This window comes from Hydrogenophaga aromaticivorans (genome assembly GCF_013387465.1).
Lineage (GTDB): Bacteria > Pseudomonadota > Gammaproteobacteria > Burkholderiales > Burkholderiaceae_C > Hydrogenophaga > Hydrogenophaga aromaticivorans.
Genome location: NZ_VYGV01000001.1, coordinates 333,447 through 357,872 on the forward strand (window position 1 = coordinate 333,447; position 24,426 = coordinate 357,872).

Annotated in this window: 23 protein-coding genes; 10 read left to right on the forward strand and 13 right to left on the reverse strand. The window is 68.7% G+C overall.

Translation table 11 applies throughout. The annotated features are described in order from the left end of the window. Positions 1-22: 22 nt before the first annotated feature. The gene (locus tag F3K02_RS01605) at positions 23-949 is read right to left on the reverse strand and encodes a LysR family transcriptional regulator (protein ID WP_246309058.1); all 927 of its coding nucleotides are present in this window, start codon (positions 947-949) and stop codon (positions 23-25) included. Between the two features lie 115 nt (positions 950-1,064). Here F3K02_RS01605 and F3K02_RS01610 point away from each other — a divergent pair, with 115 nt between their 5' ends. Together F3K02_RS01610 and F3K02_RS27935 are read left to right on the forward strand one after the other, a co-directional pair. Continuing rightward, a complete protein-coding gene (locus F3K02_RS01610; protein WP_177132568.1) occupies positions 1,065-1,274 on the forward strand; it encodes a hypothetical protein in 210 nt (69 codons plus the stop codon). Between the two features lie 132 nt (positions 1,275-1,406). Then, positions 1,407-1,868 carry a PsiF family protein gene (locus tag F3K02_RS27935; protein ID WP_177132570.1) on the forward strand — a complete coding sequence of 154 codons (462 nt, stop codon included), beginning with the start codon at positions 1,407-1,409 and terminating at the stop codon, positions 1,866-1,868. A 131-nt stretch (positions 1,869-1,999) separates the two neighbouring features. On the opposite strand, the gene F3K02_RS01620 is transcribed toward F3K02_RS27935, so the two are convergent. From F3K02_RS01620 to eat, 4 genes are read right to left on the reverse strand one after another with little or no spacing between them, the layout of a single operon-like run. After that, positions 2,000-2,911, reverse strand: coding sequence for an HTH-type transcriptional regulator ArgP (locus F3K02_RS01620; RefSeq protein WP_177132572.1), 912 nt, complete (start codon positions 2,909-2,911; stop codon positions 2,000-2,002). A gap of 43 nt (positions 2,912-2,954) precedes the next feature. Then, entirely contained in the window at positions 2,955-3,797 is an 843-nt protein-coding gene (gene eutC, locus F3K02_RS01625) for an ethanolamine ammonia-lyase subunit EutC (RefSeq protein ID WP_177132574.1), read from the reverse strand. Continuing rightward, a complete protein-coding gene (locus F3K02_RS01630; RefSeq protein WP_177132576.1) occupies positions 3,794-5,188 on the reverse strand; it encodes an ethanolamine ammonia-lyase subunit EutB in 1,395 nt (464 codons plus the stop codon). The genes eutC and F3K02_RS01630 overlap by 4 nt, the downstream gene beginning before the upstream one ends. Before the next feature lie 41 nt (positions 5,189-5,229). Next, positions 5,230-6,624 carry an ethanolamine permease gene (gene eat, locus F3K02_RS01635; protein ID WP_177132578.1) on the reverse strand — a complete coding sequence of 465 codons (1,395 nt, stop codon included), beginning with the start codon at positions 6,622-6,624 and terminating at the stop codon, positions 5,230-5,232. A gap of 235 nt (positions 6,625-6,859) precedes the next feature. On the opposite strand from eat, the gene F3K02_RS01640 reads away from it, so the two are divergent. The 4 genes from F3K02_RS01640 (at position 6,860) to F3K02_RS01655 (ending at position 11,134) form a co-directional block, all read left to right on the forward strand. Beyond that, complete coding sequence (locus F3K02_RS01640) at positions 6,860-7,834, forward strand: helix-turn-helix domain-containing protein (RefSeq protein ID WP_177132580.1); 975 nt, start codon at positions 6,860-6,862, stop codon at positions 7,832-7,834. 147 nt (positions 7,835-7,981) lie between these two features. Continuing rightward, positions 7,982-8,623 carry a LysE/ArgO family amino acid transporter gene (locus tag F3K02_RS01645; protein ID WP_177132582.1) on the forward strand — a complete coding sequence of 214 codons (642 nt, stop codon included), beginning with the start codon at positions 7,982-7,984 and terminating at the stop codon, positions 8,621-8,623. A 10-nt stretch (positions 8,624-8,633) separates the two neighbouring features. Beyond that, on the forward strand, positions 8,634-10,307 hold the full coding sequence (locus tag F3K02_RS01650) for a flavin monoamine oxidase family protein (RefSeq protein ID WP_177132584.1): 1,674 nt from the start codon (positions 8,634-8,636) through the stop codon (positions 10,305-10,307). Positions 10,308-10,327: 20 nt separating this feature from the next. Then, a complete protein-coding gene (locus F3K02_RS01655; RefSeq protein WP_177132586.1) occupies positions 10,328-11,134 on the forward strand; it encodes a carbon-nitrogen hydrolase family protein in 807 nt (268 codons plus the stop codon). A gap of 34 nt (positions 11,135-11,168) precedes the next feature. Here F3K02_RS01655 and F3K02_RS01660 read toward each other — a convergent pair whose 3' ends face one another. From F3K02_RS01660 to F3K02_RS01680, 5 genes are all read right to left on the reverse strand, one after another. Next, positions 11,169-11,951, reverse strand: coding sequence for a S1 family peptidase (locus tag F3K02_RS01660; protein ID WP_177132588.1), 783 nt, complete (start codon positions 11,949-11,951; stop codon positions 11,169-11,171). A 63-nt stretch (positions 11,952-12,014) separates the two neighbouring features. Next, positions 12,015-12,947 carry a LysR family transcriptional regulator gene (locus F3K02_RS01665; protein WP_177132590.1) on the reverse strand — a complete coding sequence of 311 codons (933 nt, stop codon included), beginning with the start codon at positions 12,945-12,947 and terminating at the stop codon, positions 12,015-12,017. Positions 12,948-13,091: 144 nt separating this feature from the next. Continuing rightward, positions 13,092-13,475 (reverse strand): DUF4189 domain-containing protein, encoded by a 384-nt coding sequence (locus F3K02_RS01670; RefSeq protein WP_177132592.1) that lies wholly within the window; start codon positions 13,473-13,475, stop codon positions 13,092-13,094. A 136-nt stretch (positions 13,476-13,611) separates the two neighbouring features. Then, entirely contained in the window at positions 13,612-14,544 is a 933-nt protein-coding gene (locus tag F3K02_RS01675) for a hydroxymethylglutaryl-CoA lyase (RefSeq protein WP_177132594.1), read from the reverse strand. A gap of 17 nt (positions 14,545-14,561) precedes the next feature. Continuing rightward, on the reverse strand, positions 14,562-15,797 hold the full coding sequence (locus F3K02_RS01680) for a CaiB/BaiF CoA transferase family protein (RefSeq protein ID WP_246309060.1): 1,236 nt from the start codon (positions 15,795-15,797) through the stop codon (positions 14,562-14,564). Positions 15,798-16,163: 366 nt separating this feature from the next. On the opposite strand from F3K02_RS01680, the gene F3K02_RS01685 reads away from it, so the two are divergent. From F3K02_RS01685 to F3K02_RS01700, 4 genes are all read left to right on the forward strand, one after another. Further along, the gene (locus F3K02_RS01685; protein WP_177132597.1) at positions 16,164-17,561 is read left to right on the forward strand and encodes a sensor histidine kinase; all 1,398 of its coding nucleotides are present in this window, start codon (positions 16,164-16,166) and stop codon (positions 17,559-17,561) included. Positions 17,562-17,585: 24 nt separating this feature from the next. Next, positions 17,586-18,962, forward strand: coding sequence for a sigma-54-dependent transcriptional regulator (locus F3K02_RS01690; protein ID WP_177132599.1), 1,377 nt, complete (start codon positions 17,586-17,588; stop codon positions 18,960-18,962). 226 nt (positions 18,963-19,188) lie between these two features. Beyond that, positions 19,189-21,408, forward strand: coding sequence for a malate synthase G (locus tag F3K02_RS01695; protein ID WP_177132601.1), 2,220 nt, complete (start codon positions 19,189-19,191; stop codon positions 21,406-21,408). Between the two features lie 152 nt (positions 21,409-21,560). Then, on the forward strand, positions 21,561-21,860 hold the full coding sequence (locus F3K02_RS01700) for a hypothetical protein (RefSeq protein WP_177132603.1): 300 nt from the start codon (positions 21,561-21,563) through the stop codon (positions 21,858-21,860). Positions 21,861-21,884: 24 nt separating this feature from the next. On the opposite strand, the gene F3K02_RS01705 is transcribed toward F3K02_RS01700, so the two are convergent. The 3 genes from F3K02_RS01705 to F3K02_RS01715 form a co-directional block, all read right to left on the reverse strand. Beyond that, a complete protein-coding gene (locus tag F3K02_RS01705; protein WP_177132605.1) occupies positions 21,885-22,694 on the reverse strand; it encodes a crotonase/enoyl-CoA hydratase family protein in 810 nt (269 codons plus the stop codon). A gap of 68 nt (positions 22,695-22,762) precedes the next feature. Beyond that, positions 22,763-24,022, reverse strand: a complete 1,260-nt coding sequence (locus F3K02_RS01710) for a cytochrome c (RefSeq protein WP_210822416.1) — start codon at positions 24,020-24,022, stop codon at positions 22,763-22,765. Then, positions 24,019-24,297 carry a hypothetical protein gene (locus F3K02_RS01715; protein ID WP_425485553.1) on the reverse strand — a complete coding sequence of 93 codons (279 nt, stop codon included), beginning with the start codon at positions 24,295-24,297 and terminating at the stop codon, positions 24,019-24,021. The genes F3K02_RS01710 and F3K02_RS01715 overlap by 4 nt, the downstream gene beginning before the upstream one ends. Between the last annotated feature and the right edge of the window lie 129 nt (positions 24,298-24,426).

Sequence of the window (24,426 nt, forward strand, 5' to 3'; positions counted from 1 at the left end):
GCGGCGGGCCTCTGCGCTTGTTTCAGGCGGGCACAAGGCCAGCCGGGACCTCGCCCGAGAGCCAGCGCGCCCAGTGGTCGGTGCAGGCCCGCACCTTGGGCAGGCGGTGGCGCTCGGGCAGCATCACCGCGTAGATCGGCACCCGGCTGCGGTCGAACCAGGTGTCGAGCACCGGCACCAGCGCCCCGCTGGCGAAGTGCGCGCGGGTGAGCAGGTCGTTGAGCCGGGCGATGCCCACGCCCTGCAGCGCCAGCGCCATCGTGAGCGCCGAGTTGTCGCTGCGTGTGTGCCCCTTCGCCAGGTAGAAGGCGCCCGCGGGCTGCTGCGCTCGCGGATCCCAGGGCCAGCGGTTGAGCCCCGGGCTGGCGCTGCTGGTGATGAGGCGGTGCGCCGCCAGCTCGTCCGGGTGCTGCGGGGTGCCGAAACGCCGCAGGTAGGTTGGCGAGGCGCAGAGCTGGCGTCCGTGCTCGGCGATCTGGCGCGCCACCAGGTTGTCGCCCTGGGGCGATCCGGTGCGGATCGCGATGTCCACCCCTTCGCGCGCCATGTCGCTCATGCGGTCGTCGGCCAGCACCTCCACCTGCAGCTGCGGAAAGGCCTCGTACAGCGAAGGCAGGCTCGGGGCGATCACGGTTTCCGCCAGCACCGGGCTCACCGCCAGCCGCACCCAGCCACTGGGCCCGCTGCGGCTGTGGCGCAAAGCGGCGGCCAGCTCGTCGCGCGTGTCCACCAGCCGGCGCGCGTGGGCGGCGAAGGTGTCGCCCTCGTCGGTGAGCGACAGGCCGTGGGTGCTGCGGTGCATCAGGCGCGCGCCGCAACGCGCTTCCAGCCGCACCAGGGTGCGCGACACCTGGCTCACCGGCAGGTCGCGCTCGCGCGCCACCGCCGAGAGCGAGCCCAGCTCGGCCACGCGCAGGAACAGGGCGGCATCGTCCAGATCGAGTTTCATGGCTCGCATCGTAGTGGTTTTGCACAAAATGCAAAACCTATCTGTGATTACTGCGGTTTCCGGCAGGTGGTCAATTCAATACAGTGAAAACACCCCCGATTCACCGGAGACCACCATGCCCCGCCACACCCTGCCCGATCCCCACGACTACCCCAGCGCCCGCCGCAGCGCCGAACACCTGCGGCGCGAGGCCCTGGACGACTTCTGGCGCGGCGCCGACGCAGCCTGGGCGCGCATCCAGCTCGACGCGGGCGCGCGCCTGACCCGCAGCACGCAGCGCCTGCAGGCCCGGCTGCGGCACCGCCACGCGGCGCGCCTTGCCTGAGCCTGAACCGGTGCGGGAAAACCCGGAGATCCATTGACACGGGCCCGCCCCGCGGGTGCGGTATCGTCATCAGGCCCGGCTCCGGGCACCCCGCGCCCACGGTCCAGGGCAGAACCGATTGCCAGTCAAGCCATGAAAAAACTGTTGACCCTGATCGCCCTGGCGGGCATCTTCTCCGTCACCCTGGCCCAGACCGCTGCGGCGCCCACCACGGCCGCCACCCCTGCCCCCGCTGAAGCCGCAGCGGCCGCGCCCACGGCCCAGCAGAACCGCATGGTCAGCTGCAACAAGGAGGCCGGCGCGAAGAACCTGGCCGGCGACCCGCGCAAGGCGTTCATGAAATCGTGCCTGAGCGGCGAAACCGGGCAGACTGCGCAACAGAACCGCATGGTGAGCTGCAACAAGGCCGCGGGCGAAAAAGCCCTCAAGGGCGATCCGCGCAAAGCGTTCATGAAGACCTGCCTGAGCGGCGACACCGCCGCCGCGCCCATCACCCAGCAAAGCAAGATGACCAGCTGCAACGCCGAAGCCACCGCCAAGGCACTGAAGGGTGATGAGCGCAAGGCCTTCATGAGCACTTGCTTGAAAGGCTGATCCCCCTGCGCCGCTGCGCGGCTTCCCCCTTGAAAGGGGGACCACACCAGCGGCCCGGCGAAGCCGGTTCCGCGGTGTGTGCTGGGTGGGGCACGCGCTCCGGGCGTCGCCCTGGCAGTTCTCTTTTGTCGTCAACCGGTTTGCACCGGCGGCAGGCTGGCGTGGGCCGCGGCCTTGACCGCCTGCGTCAGGCGCTGGGCCGACAGCGGCTCGCGCGCCCAGTGCTGCCAGTAGAGCACCACGTCCACCGTGGCGCCGGGCAGCATTTCCTGCAATCCCGGGCGCCGGGCCAGGTGCTGCTCGGGCACCATGCCCCAGCCCAGGCCGAGTTCGATCGCGGTCTCGAACGCGTCCACCGCGGGTGCGAAGTGCCTCGGGTAGTTCGGCTGCTTCAGGCCGAAGTGCTGCGCCAGAAATCCGTCCTGCAACGCGTCCTTGCGGTTGAAGATAATGGCCGGTTGCGCCAGCAGCTGGTGCGGTGACACCGCGCCGCGCGGTGTGCGGCAGCGCTGCACCACGGCCGGCGCGGCCACGCAGCGGTAGCGCATCACGCCCAGCGGCTCGGCCACGCAGCCCCGCATGGCCTGGGCCAGCGTGGTCACACAGCCGATCACGTCGCCGCTCTTGAGCGCGTCGTGGGTGTGGTCCTGGTCGTCGATCATGATCTCCAGCAGCAGCCGGTGGCGCTGCAGCAGTGGCGCCACGCCGGGCAGGAACCAGCTGGCCACCGAGTCGGCGTTGATGGCCACGCTCAGCGACTGCCAGGCCGCGTCGGCACGTGGCTCGCCGCCGCCCTGCAGGCCGGCCAGCAGGTCCGCCTCCATCATCTGCAGCTGCTTCACATGCGCCAGCAGGGCCTGCCCGGCGGCGGTGGCGCGCACCGTCTTGCCACGCACCAGCAGGCGCTGGCCCAGGTGTTCCTCCAGCGACTTGATGCGCAGCGACACCGCCGCCAGCGTGAGGTTCAGCGCCTGCGCGGCCGGGCCAAAACCACCGTGTTCGATCACGGCGGCCAGGGCTTGCAGTTGGCGGGCGTCCAGCATGTCTGATTGAAACTTGAGTGAACCATGATCGGTTCAGCCCAGTTTAACCAGCAACCGGGGCAGCAGGCGCGTGGGCCACCATGGGCAGGCCGCTGTGGTCCTTGAGGCCGACGCCAGTCACGCCCAGGCGCAGGCCTTCGTGCACCAGCCAGGCCAGGCGCCGCGCGGCGGTGAGCGGGTCCTGCCCGGCGGGCCGCACGTTGGAGATGCAGTTGCGCTCGGCGTCGTTGCGGCCGACGCGGGGGGCCTGGGTGAGGTAGATGCCCACGCTGTCGGGTGAACTCAGGCCCGGGCGTTCGCCCACCACCATGGCGACCATGCGCGCGCCGAGCTGTTCGCCCACCTCGTCGGCCACGGCCACGCGGGCCTGGCGCACCAGCACCGGCGGGCTGAGCGTGAGCCGCCCACCCAGCGCGGCACGGATGGCCGCAAGCAAGAGCGCGGCGTGGCGCTGGATGCCCAGGGCCGAGAGGCCGTCGCCCACCACCAGCGCCAGATCGGGCGCGGCGTTTTGCGTGCGCCAGGTCTGCAGCGCGGCCACACTGGCGTCGTCGAGTCGGCGCCCCAGATCGGGGCGCAGCAGGTATTGGTGCCGGTCGTGCGCACGGCTGTGCAGGCTCAGCGGCGCCGGCCAGCCGTCGGCCAGCAATTGATCCACCAGCGTGGCCAGGTCCAGCGGGAGGTGGATGGCGTCGCGCGCCTGCGCATGGGCGAGCGAGAAGCCCAGCACCTCGCGTGTGGGCAGGCTCACGCCGACACGGCCGAGCGCAATGCGCGCCGGCGTGTGCTGGCGCAGGTGGGCCCAGGGGTCGGGACCGGGGTCTCCATCGGACCGCGGCGCTGGCGTCGGAGGGGGCGTTGCTGCGTCTGGAACGAGCGGTTTCATGCGGGCTCCGGCAGGGCCCACAGGCGCTGCGCCAGGGCAGTCTGTGCGGCAGCGGGCAGCAGGCGCCCGTCGGCACCGGTCACGCCCACGCGCTGCAGCCAGACCTCGAACTCCGGCGCCCGTTTCAGGCCCAGCAGGTCGCGCAGCACCAGCGCGTCGTGGAAGGAGGTGCTCTGGTAGTTGAGCATCACGTCGTCGGCGCCGGGCACGCCGATCAGGAAGTTCAGCCCCGCGCTGGCCAGCAGCACCATGAGATTGTCCATGTCGTCCTGGTCGGCTTCGGCGTGGTTGGTGTAGCAGATGTCGCAGCCCATGGGCAGGCCCAGCAGCTTGCCGCAGAAGTGGTCTTCCAGCCCGGCGCGGATGATCTGCTTGCCGTCGTACAGGTACTCGGGTCCGATGAAGCCGACCACGGTGTTCACCAGCATGGGCCGGTAGCGCCGCGCCACCGCGTAGGCGCGGGCCTCGCAGGTCTGCTGGTCCACGCCGTGGTGGGCGTTGGCCGAGAGCGCGCTGCCCTGGCCGGTCTCGAAATACATGACGTTGTCGCCCACCGTGCCGCGCTGGAGGGCCAGCGCCGCGGCGTGGGCCTCGTCCAGCAGGGCGAGGTCGATGCCGAACGAGCGGTTGGCTGCTTCGCTGCCGGCGAGGGACTGGAACACCAGGTCCACCGGCGCGCCCAGGGCGATCGCCTGCAGCGTGTTGGTGACGTGGGTGAGCACACAGCTCTGCGTGGGCACGGCGCCGCGTTCGATCACCTCGGCCAGCACCTGGTTCAGGCGCACCAGGTCGGGCACGCTGTCGGACACCGGGTTGATGCCGATCACCGCGTCGCCCGCACCGTGCAGCAGGCCGTCGATCAGGCTGGCGACGATGCCGGCCGGGTCGTCGGTCGGGTGGTTGGGCTGCAGCCGCACCGAGAGGTGGCCGCGCAGGCCGACCGTGTTGCGAAAGCGCGTGACCACCTCGCACTTGCGCGCCACCAGCATCAGGTCCTGGTTGCGCATGATCTTGCTGACGGCGGCCACCATCTCGGGCGTGAGCCCGGGCGCCAGCCGCGCCAGCGCCTCGGGCGTGGCCCGGTCGGACAGCAGCCAGTCGCGCAGGCCGCCGACCGTCAGTCCGCTGACCGGCGCGAAGGCGGCGCGGTCATGCCCGTCGATGATCAGCCGCGTGACCTCGTCGGTTTCGTAGGGGATCAGCGCGTCGTCCAGGAAGCGCTGCAGCGGCACGTCGGCCAGCACCCAGCGTGCGGCCACCCGCTCCTGCTCGGTGGCGGCGGCCAGGCCCGCCAGCGCGTCGCCCGAGCGCAAAGGTGTGGCCTTGGCCATCACCTCGCGCAGGCTGCCGAAGCGAAAGGTCTGCAGTCCCAGCGTTGCGCTCAGGTTCACGTCAGCGGCTCCTTGGTGCGGATGGGGTCACACCGTGGATTTCATTCTGCCGCAGCGGCCAGCATGGCGTCGTGCGGTGCTGCGTCGCGCTGGGCGGCGGTGAGGCGGAAATAGAGATAGCAGACCGCCATGAAGCCCAGGAAGATCAGCGAGAGCAGCTGGTTGAAGACCACCACCGCCGCCAGGCAGACCACGCCGCAGACGATGGCAATGGCCGGGAACAGCGGGTAGATCGGTGCGCGGAAGGGGCGGTCCAGCTTCGGCTCGCTGGTGCGCAGTTTGAACAGCGACGCCATGGACATGATGTACATGACCAGCGCGCCCAGCACCGCCATGGTGACGATGTTGGCCGTCAGCGGCAGGCCGCCGATGGTGACCCACTGGTCGCTGAACACCGCCGCGATGCCCACGATGCCGCCGCCGACCAGGGCGTTGACCGGGGTGCGGAAGCGCGGGTGGACCTTGGCGAACATCGCCGGCAGGTAGCCGGCGCGGGCCAGGGCGAACATCTGGCGCGAATAGCCCAGCACGATGCCGTGGAACGAGGCCACCAGGCCGAACAGGCCGATCCACACCAGCATGTGCAGCCAGCCGCTGGACTCGCCCACCACCATCTTCATGGCCTGGGGCAGCGGGTCGTTGATGTTGGACAGCTTGGACCAGTCGCCCACGCCGCCGGCCATGACCATGACCAGGAAGGCCAGCGCCACCAGCGTGAGGATGCCGGTGATGTAGGCGATGGGGATGGTGCGCTTGGGGTCCTTGGCCTCTTCGGCGGCCATGGCCGCGCCTTCGATGGCCAGGAAGAACCAGATCGCGAACGGGATGGACGCGAAGATGCCGGCCCAGGTGCCCATGCTGAAGTCGGGCGAGCCGGCCCAGCCGTTGGCGGTGAAGTTGGCCAGCGACCAGCCCGGCGCGACGACACCGGCAAACACCAGCAGCTCGATCACCGCCAGGATGGTGACGAACAGCTCGAACGCCGCCGCGATGCCCACGCCCACCGCGTTGAGGCCGATGAAGATCACGTAGGCACCCACCGCCGCCCACTTCGGGTCCAGCGACGGGTACTGCACGTTCAGGTAGGCACCGATGGCCAGCGAGATCGCCGGTGGTGCGAACACGAACTCCACCAGCGTGGCAAAACCCGCGATGAAGCCGCCGGTCGGCCCGAAGGCGCGGCGCGCGTAGGCGAACGGGCCGCCAGCGTGCGGGATCGAGGTCGACAGCTCGGTGAAGCTGAAGATGAAGGTGGTGTACATCAGCGCCACGAACAGCGTGGCCACCAGGAAGCCCAGCGTGCCGGCGCTGGCCCAGCCGTAGCTCCAGCCGAAATACTCGCCGGAAATGACCAGACCGACGGCGATGCCCCAGAGCGAGAAGGTGCCCAGCACGGGCTTGAGCTCCCGGGCGACCTGTTTGGATGCGGATGACATGGCGTGTCCTCGTGAGATGTGAAAGTGATGCCCGAGACCTGGCTCGGACGACCCGGCGTGCATCGTGCAGGGTTCACCGCCCTCCGCGGTATCCCGGATCGGAAACTCGCCCCCACCCCGGTGCATTTTTCCGAAATGGGATAGCCGGGCGCGGGTTTTCCATCAGTCCGCTCGTGGCACGGAACTTGATACTCCCGCTGCACCCCGGCGCTGCGCGTGCCGAAGGAGCCCTGCCATGCCCACGTCCAGCCCTGCCCAGCCCGCCTGCTTTCGCGTCAAACGCACGCGCGAAGTGGACGTGCACGCCCGCAACCTCGACGCCTGGGACCAGGACTACGTACAGACGTCGCCGGGCGTGTTCCAGGGCCAGGTGCGCGAGCTGTTCGACGGCCCGCTGCAGGCCTTCGAGGAAGTGGCCAACTGCGCCACCAGCCAGCACTGCCGGCCCTGGCGGGGCGGCGTCTGGCTGGGCCTGTCGGTGCCCGAACAGCCCGCCGGCCTGCGCTTCATGGGCCGCCCGGTCGGTGGTCGCGAACTGATGATCTCGGACGGCAGCGAGGCCTTTGACCTGCAGGTGCCGGCCGGCTACGGCCTCTACGGCCTGGTGTTCGACCCCCGCGAACTGCTGGCGCATGTGCGCGCTCGCGACCAGGCCGAGGCCGCCCCGGCACGCAGCCCGGGTGTGCGCCTGCAGACGCTCACCGCCACCCAGCGCTTTCGGCTGGTGGGTCTGCTGCGCGAGGTGCTGCGTGGCCTGGAGGCCGACCCCGGCGCGCTGGCCCACGAAGCCAGCCGCCGCAGCCTGCGCGAAGCCCTGATGACCGTGCTGGCCGACACCCTGATGCCCGCCGACCAGGCCGACGCCGTCACCCCGCGCCAGCAGCGCCGGCAGGACGTGGTGCGCCGGGTGCGCGAACTCGTCACCGAACGACCCCTGGAATACCTGGGCGTGGAGCGCCTGTGCTCGGAACTGCACATCACCCGCCGCACGCTGCAGAACTGCTTCCAGGACAGCCTGGGCATCAGCCCCGCCAGCTACCTGCGTCTGGTGCGGCTGAACGCGGTGCGGCGCGAACTGCGCAGCGCCCCCGGCGAACGGACCATCGGCGACCTGGCGGCGCGCTGGGGTTTCTGGCACATGGGCCACTTCAGCCAGGACTACAAGGCCCTGTTCGGTGAGACGCCCTCGCACACCCGGCTGGAGACCTGAACGCCCAGCGGATCATCGGTCAAGTATTTTTGAACCAACTCGATTTTTGATTGAAACGGTTTAACTTTTTCGACCCCGGCGGCAGACTCTGGCCCATGACCGATGCGCCCCTGTGACGGGTGCCGGCGACCGACCCGGAAAACCGCCATGACCCTGACCTTCCCCACCTTCACCGCCGGCATGGTGCTGAGCATGTCGCTGATCATGGCGATCGGTCCCCAGAACGCGCACGTGCTGCGCATGGGCCTGCAGCGCCAGCACCTCTGGCTCACGGTGGCCGTATGCGCCGGGGCCGACATCGTGCTCATCTCGCTCGGGGTGATCGGTCTGGCGCAGCTCGGCGGCCTCTCTGACAAGCTGCTGGGCGCGCTGGTGGGCGCCGGGGTGCTGTTCCTCGGCGTCTACGGCTGGCAGGCGTTCCAGCGTTTCCTGAAACCCCGGGCCACGGTCTCGCTGGGCGATGAACCCGGCACGCAACGCCTTGCACCAGCGCCCGTGACACGGCGCCAGGCGGTGCTCTCGGCGCTGGCCTTCTCGGTGCTCAACCCGCACGCCTGGCTCGACACCGCCGTGCTCATCGGCAGCGCCTCGCTGGCTTACGGGCAGGGCAGCACCACCTTTGGCCTGGGTGCGGCCGCCGGCTCGGTGGTGTGGTTCGTTGTGCTCGGCACTGCGGCGTTCTGGCTCGGCCAGCGCCTCAATTCGCTGCACATCTGGCGCTTGCTGGACGGCGCCGTGGCGCTGATGATGTGGGGCACGGCCGCGTGGCTTCTGACCAGCCTGTTTTGAAAGCCCCACCATGACCGCCACCCGCACCGCCGACGCCCCCGTCACCATCTTCGGCCCGGACTTTCCGTTTGCCTTCGACGACTGGATCACCCACCCGCAGGGGCTGGGCGAGCTGCCGCCCGAGCGCCTGGGCAGCGAGGTCGCCATCGTGGGCGCGGGCATGGCCGGCATGGTGGCGGCCTACGAGCTGATGAAGCTGGGCCTCAAGCCCGTGGTCTACGAGGCTTCGCGTATGGGCGGGCGGCTGCGCTCGCAGCCGTTCGAAGGCGGCCAGGGTGTAGTGGCCGAACTCGGCGGCATGCGCTTTCCGGCGTCGAGCACCGCGTTTTTTCACTACGTGAACCGGCTCGGCCTGCAGACCCGGCCCTTCCCCAACCCGCTCACCCCCGCCGCGGGCTGCACCGTGATCGATCTCGAAGGCCAGACACACTGGGCGCGCCACCTGGCCGACCTGCCGCCGCTGTTTGCCGAGGTGGCCGAGGCCTGGGCCAGCGCGCTCGAAGACGGCGCCGGTTTCAGCGGCCTGCAGCAGGCGCTGCGCGCGCGTGACGTGCCGCGCCTCAAAGCCCTGTGGGACCGCCTGGTGCCGCTGTGGGACGACCGCACCTTCTACGACTTCGTGGCGCAATCGCCGGCGTTTGCCGCTCTCTCGTTCCGCCACCGCGAGGTGTTTGGCCAGGTGGGTTTCGGCACCGGTGGCTGGGACTCGGACTTCCCCAACTCCATGCTGGAGATCCTGCGCGTGGTGCTGACCGGTTGCGACGAAAACCAGCACCTGATCGTGGGCGGCGCGCAGCAGGTTCCCGTGGGCCTGTGGCACCACGCACCCGGGGCACATGAACTGCGCCACTGGCCCGCCGGCACCACGCTGGCCCGCCTGCACCACGGTGCGCCGCGCCCGGGCGTGACGGCCATCGCGCGAGCACCCGACGGCCAGCTCGCGCTGACCGACACCTGGGGCAATACACGCCACTACCCGGCCGTGCTCACCACCTGCCAGAGCTGGCTGCTGACCACGCAGATCGCGGTGGAAGAGTCGCTGTTTTCGCAGAAGCACTGGATGGCGCTGGACCGAACACGCTACATGCAGTCGAGCAAGACCTTCGTCATGGTCGACCGCCCGTTCTGGAACGACCTGAAGGCCGACGGCTGGCCCACGCTGGGCATGACGCTCACCGATCGCCTCACGCGCGGCACCTACCTGTTCGACAACGGGCCGGACAAGCCGGGCGTGATCTGCCTGAGCTACGCCTGGATGGGCGACGCGCTCAAGATGCTGCCGCACGACACACAGAAGCGTGTGCAACTCGCGCTGTCGGCGTTGCAGAAAATCTACCCCGACGTGGACATCGCCAGTCACATCATCGGCGACCCGATCAGCGTGTCGTGGGAAGCCGACCCGCATTTCCTCGGCGCCTTCAAGGGTGCCCTGCCGGGCCACTACCGCTACAACCACCGCATGTACAGCCACTTCATGCAGGACGCCTTTCCCGACGCCGAGCGCGGCATCTTCATCGCCGGCGACGATGTGTCGTGGACGCCGGCCTGGGTCGAAGGCGCGGTGCAGACCTCGCTGAACGCGGTCTGGGGCATCGTGCACCACCTGGGCGGGCGGTGTCACGCGGCCAACCCGGGGCCAGGCGACGTGTTCACGCAGATCGGCCCCATGGCCTTGCCCGACTGACGGCCACCGCCGCTGCCCCCATGAACACCGAACCGCTCACCCTCGCCCTCTGGCAAACCCCCTACGCAGCCACCCCGGCCGAGGCGCTGCAAGGGCTTGATGACGAGGCCGCCCAGGCCCGTGCACAGGGCGCACAGTTGCTGGTGTGCCCCGAGATGGGCCTCACCGGCTACGCCATCGGCGCCGAGCGTGTGCAGGCCCTGGCCGAGCCGGCCGATGGCGCGCTGGCGCAGGCGGTGGCGGGCACCGCGCAGCGCCACGGCATCGCCGTCGTCTATGGCTACCCCGAGCACCACCCGCAAGGAAAGCCTTTCAACGCCGTGCAGGTGATCGGCCCCGACGGCGCGCGGCTGATGAACTACCGCAAGACCCATCTGTATGGCGGGCTGGACCACGCGCAGTTCAGCGCCGGCGACACCGCGCCACAGGTCTTCGAGTGGCGTGGCTGGCGCCTGGGCCTGCTGATCTGCTACGACGTGGAGTTTCCAGAGACCGTGCGCCTGTTGGCGCTGCAGGGGGTGGACGCGGTGCTGGTGCCCACGGCCAACATGGCGGCGTTCGACGAGGTGCAGAACCTGCTGGTGCCCGCGCGCGCCTGCGAAAACCGGGTGTTCGTGGCCTACGCCAACGCCTGCGGCCACGAACCGGGCATGCACTACGGCGGACTGAGCACCGTGGCCGGCCCCGAGGGCGGCGTGTTGAGCCGCGCCGGCCGCGACGGGGAACTGCTGTTCGCCACGCTGACACGGGAAGCCCTCGACGGTGCGCGCCGGTCGTCGCCGTGGTCCGCGCGGCGACCGGATCTCTACGGTCCGCTGGCGGTTTGACGCTCGCAGGGCCGAAAGGGTCAGCGACCGGGCTTCAGATTTCCGCCGCGCCCGGCGCCTGCGAACGGATGAAGCCCAGCACCGACGCACCCTGCGTGTTGGTGAACAGCGAACGGTCGCCCACCTCACAATTGGCCGCCGTGCCGGACGACGTGAGTCCGACCACGCCCTGGCGCCCGCCCGCGGCCCGGTACACCGGCCCCCCCGAATCCCCGGCGCAGGCGTTGCTGAGGGCGCCGGTGTAGGTGAAGCCCACGTGGTTTTCATTGACCGAGGTCAGGCTCGCATAACCCACAGCGAACTCGAAACCCGGGCCACCCCATCCCGACAGGAACACCCCGTCTCCCACACTGGACGGCTGGCTGACCAGCAGGGGCATGGTGGGATTGGGCATGGCGGCTGGCAGAGTCACCACGGCCGCATCGTTCACATAGCCGGAACTATTTTGTGCGAAGCCGGGATGGGCCACCCAGCCACTGGCATTCAACGCCTTGACACTGCCGTCGGCGCGCCACACCGCCGCCGCCACCCGGCTGGTGCCGGCGGGCACACAGTGCGCCGCCGTCAACACCTTGACCGGCGTGAGCAGCACGCCCGAACAGATGCTGGAGTTGCCCCCGGCACCCACCACCACCAGAAGGATCACCGGCGTTTTTTCGGGTGAAGCGCAGTTGCTGCCGTTCGCGATCTTGGGCTGCACACCCACGCTGCCGCACAGCTCAGCCGCGCTGGGCAGCGACACGTCGTCGCCACCACCCCCGCAACCCGCCAGCAGCAAGGCCATCACCACGCCCAGGTATTTGAATCCGTGTTTCATGTCTTCCCCCATCAACTCGATCACCCGCCAACGGCGGCACGAAGCCCAGACTGTAGCGCGAGATCAGACACGACCGACCGACCAGAAATCGGGCTGCCCGTAGTGGTGCTTGAGAAAGTCGATCCACAGCCGCACGCGCAGCGCCAGGTGTTTGCGCTGCGGGAACAGCGCGAAGATGCCGTTGGGCGGCGCAGCGTAGTCCTCCAGCACGGCCTCCAGCCGACCGGCCGCGATGTCGGCTTCCACCTCCCAGATGCTGCGCCAGGCGATGCCATAACCGGCCAGACACCATTCGTGCAGCACCTGCCCGTCCGAGCAGTCCAGCGGCCCCCCCGGGCGCAGGTGCACGAGGTCGGTGCCGCCCCCTTCGGCCGCCGGCACCGCAAAGGCCCAGCCGCGCGTCTGCGAGGCATCGCTGGACAGGGTGAGGCAGTCAAAGCGCGCCAGATCGGCCGGCGTGGCGGGTCGGCCGTGTTGCTGCAGGTACTTCGGCGTGGCCACACACAGCCGGCGGTTGTCGGCCAGGCGCACGCTCACCAGCGAGGAGTCGGGCAGATCCCCCACCCGCACCGCGCAGTCGTAGGCCTCGCCGGCCACGTCGACCACGCGGTCGCTCAGGTTGAGCGAGATCGTCACCTCGGGGTGCAGTTCGCGAAAGCGCGGCACCAGCGGCGCCACGTGGCGGCGGCCAAAGCCGGCCGGTGCGGTGAGGCGCAGGTGCCCGCTGGCCTTGACGCCGCCGGCGCTGACGCTGGCTTCGGCGTTGGCCAGGTCGGTCAGCAGGCGCTGGCAATCCTCCAGGAAGGCGCTGCCTTCGTGCGTGAGGGTGATGCGGCGCGTGGTGCGCACCATGAGCTTGACGCCCAGGCGCGACTCCAGCCCGTCGAGCCGGCGCCCGATGATCGCCGGGGCCACGCCTTCGGCTTTGGCGGCGGCGGTGAGGCTGCCACGGGTCGCCACGGAGGCGAACGTTTCGAGCTGCTTGAGCTTGTCCATGGAACCGCAGATTACCTCAACAAAAGAGGGTAATCAACGGAAATCATGCATCAATTTATAACCAAATTCGCCACACTGAGGCGACGTGGCCGGCAACGCCAGCGCGCTCCGGCCGACCGGAGCGCTTCCGTGCTCAAGCGCAGCTCAGTTGCACTGCGCTTCGAGGTTGGGGATCGGGCCGCAACCCTCCCCGCCCTGGGCGGTACAGGCGTTGTTGGCCGCTGTTTGCGCATCGAAGGCCGTACCCGCCCCTTTCGCGACCACCACAAAACCACCACCGGCCTTGGTGCCCGCGGAGACCGCACCGCACTGCTCGAACTGGAGCACCACCCGGCAATCGCTGGCATCACATTCGTCGCGCGCTTCGTCGTTGGCGACCGACTGCGTCAGCGCGCCGGTAGAGATGGCCACGCGCCGCGTCGAATCACTCACGGCCACCGATCCATAACCATCGTCATTGCCGCCGCAGGCGGTCAACAGCAGGGAAGCCACGCACACAGCACACAGGCCCCACAGAGATCTTTTCATATCCAACCTCCTCTGAAAAACACAACAGGCACGAACGCGAACCCCGCGTTCCGCAAAGAGTTTATTCCAGCCGAGGGCTTGCATCCACCACGGAAGGCCGCCCCTGCCCCGGCTGACCGGGAGGCCTTCCTGAACCTCAGGCGCGCCAGCCCCTGGGCAGGCCGGCTTCGGGCGTCATGCCGTAAACCGGCTCGCCGGGCAGGCCGGCTTTGAGCGGTTCGCGCGCGGCAAAGAGTTGCTGAAGATCGATCCCGGTGGACACGCCCATGGCCTCGAACATGAAGACCAGGTCTTCGGTGACCACGTTGCCGCTGGCGCCCGGCGCGTAGGGGCAGCCGCCCAGGCCGCCGAGCGAGCTGTCGAAACTGCGCACGCCGGCGTCGAACGCTGCCAGGCAGTTGGCCAGACCGAGGCCACGCGTGTTGTGCATGTGGGCCGCGCCTGCGTGCGAGCCCAGCTCGGCGCGCAACCGGGTGAACAGGCGGCGCACCTGCGCCGGGTGGGCCATGCCGGTGGTGTCGGACAGGCCGACTTCGTCCACCCCCGCCTCCACACAGGCGAGTGCGAGGCGGATCACGTCGTCTTCGGCCACCGCGCCCTGCAAGGTGCAACCGAAGGCGGTGGACAGGCCCACCTCCACCGGCACGCCGGGCGCGACCTCGTTGCGCAGCGCGACCACGCTGCGCAGTTCTTCGACCATCTGCGCGCTCGTCTTGCGCACGTTGGCCAGCGAATGCGCTTCACTCGCCGACACCGGCAGGGTGAGCTTGTGCACGCCAGCCGTCAGCGCGGCCCAGGCGCCGCGCCGGTTGGGCACCAGCGCCATCACGCGCAGACCGGGGTGCGAGACGGTGAGGGTGAGCGCGTGCCGCACCACAGCGGCCACGTCGGCCATCTGCGGCAGCAGCTTCGCGGGCACGAAGGAACCCACTTCGATCTCGCGCAGGCCGGCCGCGGCGAGTGCGTCGATCCAGCGGCACTTGTCGGCTGTCGGCATGGTGGCCTTGACGGACTGCAGTCCGTCGCGTGGACCGACTTCGCTGATGTGGACGTCGAGAGCGGTGCGCATGGTTGAGGGCCCCCGGTTCAGGCCACGGCCGCGAGCGCACGAAGGCGTTCGATGTCCGACGCTGCGTAGCCCAGGCCTTGCAGCAGCTCGCTGGTGTGTTGCCCCGTCGTGGGGGGCTGCAGGCGAACGCCCAGGCGGTGGCCGTCCATGGTGAAGGGGAACAGCGTGGTCTTGGCGGTCTGGCCGGCGCGCGCGCCGTCGGGCAGGGTGATGTCGGCCAGGCCGCCGGTGGCCAGCAGGTGTTCGTCGTCGTACAGCTCTTCGGGCTTGCGGATCGGCGCGAAGGGTAGGCCCACTTTTTCGAACAGCGTGGCCAGTTCGGCGGCGCTGCGCTGGGCCAGCCGCTCGCGCAAGATCGGCAGCAACTGGGGGCGCAACGTCACGCGGGCGTTGTTGTCGGGATAGCGCGGGTCGGCCTTGAGGTCGGCGAAACCGAGCGCATCGCAAAACGTGGCCCATTGCGCGTCGCTCACAGCGGCCAGGAAAATCTGTTCGCCATTTTTCACGGTGAACACGTCGTACACCGCCCAGGCCGAAATGCGCTCGGGCATGGGCGCCGCGGCCTGGCCGGTGATGGCGTACTGCAGCATGTGCTGGCCGACCAGGAGGACGTTGTTCTCGAACAGCGCGCTCTGCACCTCCTGCCCTTTGCCGGTGATGCCACGCTGGATCAGCGCGCCCAGCGCGCCGATGGCGCCGAACATGCCGCCCATGATGTCGTTCACGCTGGTGCCCGCGCGCAGCGGGTCGCCGGGGCGTCCGGTCATGTAGGCCAGGCCGCCCATCATCTGCACCACTTCGTCGAGAGCGGTGCGGTGGTCGTAGGGGCCGGGCAGAAAGCCCTTGTGGCTGACGTAGATGCAGCGCGGATTCACCTGCGACAGGGCCTGGTAGTCGAGCCCGTACTTCTTCATGGTGCCGGGCTTGAAGTTCTCGGCCACGATGTCGGCACTCGCCGCCAGGCGGCGAGCAGCGTCGGCGCCATCCGGGTGGTGCAGGTTGATCGCGATGCTCTTCTTGTTGCGGTTGAAGAGCGGGAAAAACCCGGCGCCCGAGCCCAGCAGGTGGCGCGTGCGGTCGCCGTCGATGGGTTCGACCTTGATGACCTCGGCCCCCATGTCGGCGAGCACCATGCCGCAGGTGGGGCCCATGACCATGTGGGTGAACTCGACCACGCGCAGGCCCTTGAGCGGCTGCGGGATGGTGGAGGCTGGGGCGTTGGGCTCGGCGTTCATGGCTTCGGATTCGTTCATCAAGGTGCACATCATGCCCGCACCCCCTGCGCCGGATCGAACCCTCGCAGGGCCCATGGACAAAAGATGGACGGCTTTTTCCGGCGTCCAAGCAGCAGATCATGTGGGAATACCCGAGTGGATCGACTGTAGCGCCCCGACCCTGTCGTTACAAAGAGTCGCAGCGGTGTTACCCCGGCCGGTGCGCCGCGCGATCCCCTGCCAGCCAAGCACCGGTGGCCACTTTCGGCGCTGCGGCCATGGGTGTCCATGGCGCCGCAAGATACCCAGTTCTCGGTATTGACAGCCCCTGGGGCCACTGGCAATGTAACCAACCGTACACGCCGAATTCCTTGCGCGCCGGAACTGGACACCAGGTTACACAAAATGACCGTTTCCGAGATCCTGAGGCCCCCACAGCCGTTGAACCTGCGCAAACGGTTCGCGCTGGCGAGTCTGCTTGTGATCTCGGCGATCGCCATCGTGCTCGGTCTGGTGCTGTCCAACGTGCTGACCGAGCGCATGTTGCAGCGCGAGGGCGAAGTCTCCCGGGCCTTCATGCAGAACCTGCTGACGACCGACCAGTCGGCCGAGTTCCTCGCCAACCCCACCGACCCTGAGCTCCGTCAACGCTTCCTGCGCTCCATGGAGCACATCGTCGCCATGCGCGACACCGTGCGCTCAAACGCCTACGGGCTCGACAAGTCCGTGCTGTGGTCCACCAACAAGAGCCTGGTCGGCCGCAAGTTCGAGGACAACCCCGAACTCGACACCGCGCTCATGGGCCGCCTCGAAGTGCATGCGGAGAGCATCAACATCGAGGAAGCGTTCAAGGACAGCAAAGCGGAACATGTCGGCATGTCGGGGCACGACGGTTTTTTTGTCGAAACCTACATGCCGATCCTGGCCCAGGACAGCAACCGGGTGCTGGGCGTCATGGAACTCTACAAGTACCCCACCCAGCTCAACGCCGCGATCCACCGCGGCCTCCAGCAGCTCTGGATCGCCTGCTTTCTTTGTGCCATCGGCCTCTTTGTCACCCTGTACTGGATCGTCGCGCATGCCGACAAGACCTTGCGTGACCAGCAGTTGCGCCTGACCGAAGCGCAAAGCCTGGCCTCGGCGGTCGAACTGGCCAGCGCCGTGGCCCACAACCTGCGCAACCCGCTGGCCTCCATCCGCTCGGCGGCCGAGCTCATGAACGGCGGCCACCTCGACGAAGACGAGATCAGCGAAGTGAGTGAGGAAGTGATCGACGCCGTGGACCGGGCCGACCGCTGGATCACGGAACTGGTGCACGTGTCCCAGGCGCCCCAGCTGCAGCCCGAAGCCGTGGACCTGGGGCCGCTGGTCGACACCTGCCTGCTGGAGATGGCCCCCGAGATGAACCGCCGCCACATCGTCTGGAACGTGGACAGCACCACGGCCCTGCAGGTCGATGCCCACCCGGCCACCCTGCGGCAGATCCTGTTGAGCATCATGGCCAACGCCATCGAAGCCATGCCCGGCGGGGGGCATCTGGACATCAGCTGGTGCAGCACGCCCACGCTGGCCGGCATCCGGCTCTCGGACAGTGGCACAGGCATCTCGGACGAGGTGCAGCAGCGCCTGTTCCGCCCGTTCTTCACCACCAAAGGCGGCGGCCTGGGCATCGGTCTGGCCCTCGTCAAGCGCATGGTCGAGCAATGGCAGGGCCACCTCACGCTGGCGCCGGCGGGTGCGAAGGGCACCGTCGTCGAGATCCTGCTGCCCCGTTCCGCACCCTGCCTGACCCAACCGGCCTGAAAGCCCCAACCCGAGAGCTGCACCATGGCAACCCTACTGGTCATCGAAGACGAGCCGATGCTGGCGAAGAACATCGCACGCTTCTTCCAGCAACACCACCACACGGTGGAGATCGCCGGCGATGGCGTCGCGGGCCTGGAGGCGGCCCGCCGTCTCATGCCCGATGTGGCGATCGTGGACTACCAGCTGCCCGGGATCAACGGGCTCGAAGTGATCCGCGAACTGCACCGCAACGACGACCAGGTGCGCACCGTGATGGTGTCGGGCCACGCGAACGTGGCGGTCGCGGTCGACGCCATGAAGGCGGGCTCCTTCGACCTGCTCACCAAGCCGGTCCCGCTCAAGACCCTGAAGGACGTGATCGACCGGGCCCTGGTGGAGGCCAATGCCCGCCGTGCGCTCGACTACTACAAGCGCCGCGATGCCGAACACGGTGGCATCGAATGCATCCTGGGCGAGTCGCGCCCGATCCAGGCCCTGCGCGAACTGATCCAGGTGCTGATACAGAACGAACCCGCCGACGCCTCCCCCGTCGCCCCCATCCTGATCTGTGGCGAGACCGGTTCGGGCAAGGAACTGGTGGCCCGCGCCTGCCATTTTTCGGGCCCGCGGGCCAAGGGCGCCTTTGTGGAAGTCAGCTGTGCCTCGCTGCCCGCGCACCTCATGGAGGGTGAACTCTTCGGTTACGAAAAGGGCGGCGACCACGCCGAACGGCGCATCGGGCTGTTTGAAGCGGCGGACGGCGGCACCCTGTTCCTCGACGAAATCGGCGAGCTCGATCTGGGTCTGCAGGCCAAGCTGCTGCGCGTGCTGGAAAACCTCCGCGTGCGCCGGCTGGGCGCCGTGACCGACCGGCAGATCAATGTGCGCGTCGTGGCCGCGACCAACCGCGATCTGGAGGCGATGATGCGCGCCGGGCAGTTCCGCGCCGACCTGCTGTACCGGCTGCGGGTGTTCGCGGTCCGCGTGCCGCCGCTGCGTGCCCGTGGCAGCGATCTCTGGCTGCTCGCGCAGCACTTCACCACCGTGTTCACCAAGCGCTACAACAAGCCGCCCACCACGCTCGACCCCTCCGCCGAGGCCGCCCTGCTGCAACACACCTGGCCAGGCAACGTGCGTGAACTCAGCAACGTCATCGAGCGCGCCGTGCTGCTGAGCACCGATGGCCGCATTTCCTCCACCGACCTGCTGCTCACGCCCAGCGCACCCGTGGACTTCGCTGAAAAGCCATCGGAACAGCCGGTCTTCGCCCGCAACGACGAACTGGAGCGCTCGCACCTCGTGCGCGCCCTGGAAGAAACCCACTGGGACCTGCCGGCGGCGGCCACGATGCTGGACGTGAGCGTCGACACGCTGCAGCAGCGCATGGACCGCCACGGTCTGTATGCGCCCGCCAAATGAGTGATGCTTTGCCGCTCCAACGCGGCAAATTACCCGCATAAAAGTCACTTATCAATCGGTCCTCTGTTATTTAATACCGATCCAGGTATGGAATAACATCGTCCCTCGTGTGTCCCGGCGTGGGGGATTTCCTTCTCCCGTGCATGGCGCGGCCGCCCCCTGGTCCGCGCAGTCCGGGACACCTGACACCCCTGCCCAGTTCGTTTCACCTGTTCGAGGTATTGCCATGTCCGCCACCACCGCACGCACTTCCGTTCACGGCCTGCAGGTCGCCACCGCGCTCTACGACTTCATCAACCAGCGCGTGCTGCCCGGCACCGGCGTGAGCGCCGAAACCTTCTGGAAAGGCTTCGACGCCATCGTCGCCGACCTCGCCCCGAAGAACGCTGCCCTGCTGGCCGAGCGCGACCGCCTGCAGACCGAGCTGGACACCTGGCACAAAGCCAACCCCGGCCCGATCCGGGACATGGTGGCCTACCGCAAGTTCCTGGAAACCATCGGCTACCTCGTGCCCGTGCCCAAGAAGGTCAAGGCCACCACCAAGAACGTGGACGACGAGCTCGCCACGCAGGCCGGCCCGCAGCTGGTGGTGCCGATCCTGAACGCGCGCTACGCGCTCAACGCCGCCAACGCGCGCTGGGGCAGCCTGTACGACGCGCTCTACGGCACCGACGTGCTGAGCGAAGACAAGGGCTGTGAAAAGGTCGGGAAAAAAGGCGGCTACAACCCCAAGCGCGGCGCCAAGGTCATTGAATACGCACGTTACGTGCTCGACCGTTGCGCCCCGCTGAAGAAGGGTTCGCACCTCGGCTCCACCGGCTACAAGGTCAACAAGGACGGTGAACTCGTCGTCGGCCTGGCCGAAGGCGGCACCAGCAAGCTGGCCGACAAGAGCCAGTTCATCGGCTTCCAGGGCGAGGCCAAAGCGCCCAGCGCCGTGCTGCTCAAGCACAACGGCCTGCACCTGGACATCCAGATCAACCGCAGCACGCCCATCGGCAAAACCGACGCCGCTGGCGTGAGCGACCTCGTGGTCGAAGCCGCGCTGTCCACCATCCTGGACCTGGAAGACTCCGTGGCCGCGGTGGACGCCGAAGACAAGCTGCTGGCCTACCAGAACTGGCTCGGCATCCTGCAGGGCACGCTGGTCGAATCGTTCGAAAAGGGCGGCAAGACGCTCACGCGCGGCCTGAACGCCGACCGCGAATACACGGCCCCCAACGGCAAGAAGGGCGTGCGCCTGCACGGCCGCTCGCTGATGTTCGTGCGCAACGTCGGCCACCTCATGACCAACCCCGCCGTGCTGTGGGGCGCTGAGGGCAAAGAGATTCCCGAAGGCATCCTGGACGCGATGGTCACCACCACCATCGCCATGCACGACTTGAAGCGCACGAAAAAGGACGCCATCCGCAACTCGCGCAAGGGTTCGGTCTACATCGTCAAGCCCAAGATGCACGGCCCGCGCGAAGTGGCGTTTGCCGGCGAGCTGTTTGGCCGCGTCGAACAGGTCCTGGGCCTGCCCGAGAGCACCGTTAAGCTCGGCATCATGGACGAAGAGCGCCGCACGTCCGTCAACCTCAAGGCCTGTATCGAAGCCGCCGCCAGCCGCGTGGCCTTCATCAACACCGGCTTCCTGGACCGCACCGGCGACGAGATGCACAGCGCCATGCTGGCCGGCCCCATGGTGCGCAAGGGCGACATGAAGACCAGCGCCTGGATCCAGAGCTACGAGCGCAACAACGTGCTGGTGGGCCTCTCCTGCGGCCTGCGCGGCAAGGCACAGATCGGCAAGGGCATGTGGGCCATGCCCGACCTGATGAAGGCCATGATGGAGCAGAAGATCGCCCACCCCAAGGCCGGTGCCAACACCGCCTGGGTGCCCAGCCCCACCGGCGCCACGCTGCACGCCCTGCACTACCACCAGGTGCTGGTGTCCGAGGTGCAGAAAGAGATGGAGAAGATCGACGCCAACGCCGAGCGCGACAACCTGCTCACCGGCCTGCTGACCATCCCCGTGACCGCCAACCCGAACTGGACCGCGGCCGAGAAGCAGCAGGAACTCGACAACAACGCCCAGGGCATCCTGGGTTACGTGGTGCGCTGGGTCGACCAGGGCGTGGGCTGCTCCAAAGTGCCTGACATCCACAACGTGGGCCTGATGGAAGACCGTGCCACGCTACGCATCAGCAGCCAGCACATGGCCAACTGGCTGCACCACGGTGTGGTGACCGAGCAGCAGGTGCGCGAGACGTTTGAGCGCATGGCCGCGGTGGTGGACCAGCAGAACGCGGGCGACCCGTTCTACAAGAAAATGGCCGGCAACTTCAAGACCAGCATGGCCTACCAGGCCGCCTGCGACCTGGTGTTCAAAGGCCTGGCCCAGCCCAGCGGCTACACCGAGCCGTTGTTGCATGCCTGGCGTTTGAAAGTGAAAGCCGCTCAGTAAAGCCCGCCCCCGCGCCGCACCTGCGGTGCGTCACCCCCTCAAGGGGGCAACGCGATGCGGCCCGGCAAAGCCGGTTTCGCCGCGTTCTCGACAAAGCAAAACGGCGCCTTCGGGCGCCGTTTTGCATGGCCCAACACGCAGACAATCACGGCATGACATTTCAATACCTGATCTTCGACGCCAGCGACGATGGTGAAGGCACCGGCACCTGGGACGCCATGGCCAGCGTGCGCGCGGCCGAGCTGCCTGCGGTGTTGACCGAGGTGCAGGCCGTGCTGGACTGGGCCGAACGACACAGACCGGGCCCGCGCGGCCCGCTGGACGAAGGCGGCGCCTGGGACGCCGACCAGCAGGTGCAGACCGACGGCGGCTGGACCACGGTGACGCTGACGCTCACCGGGCCGTGGGAGTGGGGTGAGGCGCTGCTGGCGCGGTTTTCTGCAGGCAGCTGAATCGATCTGCCGATCGGTGGTGGCTCAGCGTCCTTTGAACACCGCCACCCGCTTCTCTTTGAACGAAGCCACACCCTCTCGTGCATCCTCGCTGTTCGCCAGCCGCTGCTGCACCGCATCGAACTCGGCCATGGCGACCAGCGGCCCCTGCTCCACCGCCTTGAGTGCGTTGAGCCGCGTCGCCACCACGGCCAGCGGGGCCTGCTGCGCGATGGCGTCGGCGATGCGCAGGGCTTCGTCGAGCTCGGTGCCCGCGGGCACCACGCGTTGCACGAAGTTCAGCCGCAGCGCTTCGGCGCTGTCGAACTGATCGCCGGTCAACAGGTGCAGCAGCGCGTTGCCCAGGCCCGCGCGTTCGGCCATGCGCAGCGTGGCGCCGCCGGTGGCCATGATGCCGCGCTGGACTTCGAGCTGTGAGAAGCGGCAGTTGTCCGCCGCGACCACGATGTCGGCCGCGAGCATGAGTTCGATGCCCAGCGTGTAGGTGATGCCTTTGACCGCCACCACCATCGGCTTGGTGCGGCGGCGCCAGCCGGCGTCGCCGAGGTTGAGCGGGTCCACCAGGCCATGCGGCACGGCGTACTCGCCGCGCTGCATCAGGGGCGCGAAGCTGGGCAGGTCGAGGCCGGCGGTGAAGTGCTCGCCGTGGGCGTGCAGCACGCCCACGCGCAGCGCGGGCTCGTCATCGAGCCGGGTGTAGGCCTCGGCCAGCGCGCGCAGCATAGCCGGCGTGAAGCCGTTGCGCTTGGCTGGCCTGTCGATGCCGATCAGCAGCACATGGCCACGCAGCTCGGTGCTGATGCGGCCTTCGTCGGAGGATGTGGCGGTGTTCATGGCGCGATGGTAGTGACCCGGTGCCCCACCGCGCGGTCACCCAGGCGCCACGCGACGCAAGACCGAACTCAGCGCACGCGTTGCACGTCCAGCGAAGACACCGCGCCCGCCTGATTGCCCCAGCTCTGGCGGATGAAGCTGGCCACCGCCGCGACCTCGGTGTCGTTCAGCAGGGTGCGGAACGGTGGCATGCCGTAGGGCTGCGGATGGCCGGCGGTGGCGGGTGCAAAGCCACCGCTCAGGATGGCCTGAACCGGGTTCACGGACGACGCCATCGTGACGGCGCGGTTGCCGGCCAGCGGGGGGTAGGCCCCGACGGCGCCTTGCCCCTGGGCGCCGTGGCAGTCGACACAGTGCCGCTGGTAAAGCTGTTCACCCAGCGCCTTTTGCGAGGCGTCGGCCGCTTCGAATTCGAGCGCTGGCGCGGGCTGCGGCGGCACCGCCTGGAGGTAGACGGCCATGGCCCGCAGGTCTTCGGTGCGCAGGTGTTGCGTGCCGTGGAACACGACCTCGGCCATGGGGCCCATGACCGAGGCCCCGTCCACGCTGCCTTGCTGAAGCAGTGCAACGATGCGTTCGACGGCCCACGGCTGCACGCCCGCCTGTTGCGGGTCGCGCAGGGAGGGCGCGAGCCAGCGGCCGTCGGGCATGGCACTGGCCCCCAGGGACCCGATGGCGCCGCCCAGGGCGTTGCGTTCGCTGTGGCAGGCGGCGCAGTGGGCCGGCCCGTTGACGAGGTAGGCGCCCCGGTTCCATTCGGCGGACTGCGCGGGATCGGGTTGGAAGCGACCCGGCTCGAAGTGCATCAGCCGCCAGACGGCGAGCGCGGCCTGGGTGCTGTAGGGGAAACGCAGGCTGTGCGGCCGGTTGGCCTGTCGCACCGCGGGCAGGCTGCGCAGGTAGGCGTGCAGATCGGCCACGTCGGCGTCCGGCATCTGCGTGGTGTGGGTGTAGGGAAAGGCGGGGTACAGCAGGTGGCCGTCGCGCGAGCGGCCCTCATGCAGGGCGCGGCGGAAAGCCTCGGGCGACCAGCGGCCCAGGCCGGTTTCCGGGTCGGGGGTGAGGTTGCCGGCGACGATGGTGCCAAAGGGGGTGTCGATGCTGCGGCCACCGGCATAGGCTTCGCCGCCGCGTGCGGTGTGGCAGGCCATGCAGTTGCCGGCACGCGCCAGGTAGGCCCCGCGCGCCACCTGCTCCGGCGTGGCAGGCGCCACTGCGGCCGTCTCGGGCAGGGCCTCACCGCGCAGTTCGGACCACACGGCCGCCGTCAGCACGCCGCAGGCCAGCAGCAGGACCGCCAGCGCGGTGCGCAAGGGGGTGAAGTTCATCGCGCTCCCCCGCTGCGCTGGGGCGAAAGGCCGCATTTCAGCGGCAAGGGCTCGCGGGTCGGCGGTGCCGGGTGCGCATCCGCCGGCAAGGGCTGAGCCGCGAGCCAGCTGGACACAGCCGCCACATCGGCCGGTGCCAGGCGCTTCGCGACGTGGGCCATGCAATCGGGCGCAAAGGCCTGGCGCAAGCCGGTCTGCCAGGCACCGAGCTGGCCGACCAGGTAGTCGCGTGGCAGTCCCAGCAGGCCCGGCACGGCGGGGCTGACGCCGGTCATGGCCGCACCGTGGCAGGCGGTGCAGGCGGGGCGGTCCCGCGCCCGGGCGCCGCCGTCTCTTTTACACAACTTGATGTGTATAAAAAAAAAGGACGAAGCTTACCTGAACAAAGGCCGGGGGGAACAAAA

What these genes read in the sequence shown, in the direction of transcription:
- F3K02_RS01605 (WP_246309058.1), bottom strand. Translation starts at nt 949, where the DNA reads ATGAAACTCGATCTGGACGATGCCGCCCTGTTCCTGCGCGTGGCCGAG.
- F3K02_RS01610 (WP_177132568.1), top strand. Translation starts at nt 1,065, where the DNA reads ATGCCCCGCCACACCCTGCCCGATCCCCACGACTACCCCAGCGCCCGC.
- F3K02_RS27935 (WP_177132570.1), top strand. Translation starts at nt 1,407, where the DNA reads ATGAAAAAACTGTTGACCCTGATCGCCCTGGCGGGCATCTTCTCCGTC.
- F3K02_RS01620 (WP_177132572.1), bottom strand. Translation starts at nt 2,911, where the DNA reads ATGCTGGACGCCCGCCAACTGCAAGCCCTGGCCGCCGTGATCGAACAC.
- eutC (WP_177132574.1), bottom strand. Translation starts at nt 3,797, where the DNA reads ATGAAACCGCTCGTTCCAGACGCAGCAACGCCCCCTCCGACGCCAGCG.
- eat (WP_177132578.1), bottom strand. Translation starts at nt 6,624, where the DNA reads ATGTCATCCGCATCCAAACAGGTCGCCCGGGAGCTCAAGCCCGTGCTG.
- F3K02_RS01640 (WP_177132580.1), top strand. Translation starts at nt 6,860, where the DNA reads ATGCCCACGTCCAGCCCTGCCCAGCCCGCCTGCTTTCGCGTCAAACGC.
- F3K02_RS01645 (WP_177132582.1), top strand. Translation starts at nt 7,982, where the DNA reads ATGACCCTGACCTTCCCCACCTTCACCGCCGGCATGGTGCTGAGCATG.
- F3K02_RS01650 (WP_177132584.1), top strand. Translation starts at nt 8,634, where the DNA reads ATGACCGCCACCCGCACCGCCGACGCCCCCGTCACCATCTTCGGCCCG.
- F3K02_RS01655 (WP_177132586.1), top strand. Translation starts at nt 10,328, where the DNA reads ATGAACACCGAACCGCTCACCCTCGCCCTCTGGCAAACCCCCTACGCA.
- F3K02_RS01660 (WP_177132588.1), bottom strand. Translation starts at nt 11,951, where the DNA reads ATGAAACACGGATTCAAATACCTGGGCGTGGTGATGGCCTTGCTGCTG.
- F3K02_RS01665 (WP_177132590.1), bottom strand. Translation starts at nt 12,947, where the DNA reads ATGGACAAGCTCAAGCAGCTCGAAACGTTCGCCTCCGTGGCGACCCGT.
- F3K02_RS01670 (WP_177132592.1), bottom strand. Translation starts at nt 13,475, where the DNA reads ATGAAAAGATCTCTGTGGGGCCTGTGTGCTGTGTGCGTGGCTTCCCTG.
- F3K02_RS01675 (WP_177132594.1), bottom strand. Translation starts at nt 14,544, where the DNA reads ATGCGCACCGCTCTCGACGTCCACATCAGCGAAGTCGGTCCACGCGAC.
- F3K02_RS01680 (WP_246309060.1), bottom strand. Translation starts at nt 15,797, where the DNA reads ATGAACGAATCCGAAGCCATGAACGCCGAGCCCAACGCCCCAGCCTCC.
- F3K02_RS01685 (WP_177132597.1), top strand. Translation starts at nt 16,164, where the DNA reads ATGACCGTTTCCGAGATCCTGAGGCCCCCACAGCCGTTGAACCTGCGC.
- F3K02_RS01690 (WP_177132599.1), top strand. Translation starts at nt 17,586, where the DNA reads ATGGCAACCCTACTGGTCATCGAAGACGAGCCGATGCTGGCGAAGAAC.
- F3K02_RS01695 (WP_177132601.1), top strand. Translation starts at nt 19,189, where the DNA reads ATGTCCGCCACCACCGCACGCACTTCCGTTCACGGCCTGCAGGTCGCC.
- F3K02_RS01700 (WP_177132603.1), top strand. Translation starts at nt 21,561, where the DNA reads ATGACATTTCAATACCTGATCTTCGACGCCAGCGACGATGGTGAAGGC.
- F3K02_RS01705 (WP_177132605.1), bottom strand. Translation starts at nt 22,694, where the DNA reads ATGAACACCGCCACATCCTCCGACGAAGGCCGCATCAGCACCGAGCTG.
- F3K02_RS01710 (WP_210822416.1), bottom strand. Translation starts at nt 24,022, where the DNA reads ATGAACTTCACCCCCTTGCGCACCGCGCTGGCGGTCCTGCTGCTGGCC.
- F3K02_RS01715 (WP_425485553.1), bottom strand. Translation starts at nt 24,297, where the DNA reads ATGACCGGCGTCAGCCCCGCCGTGCCGGGCCTGCTGGGACTGCCACGC.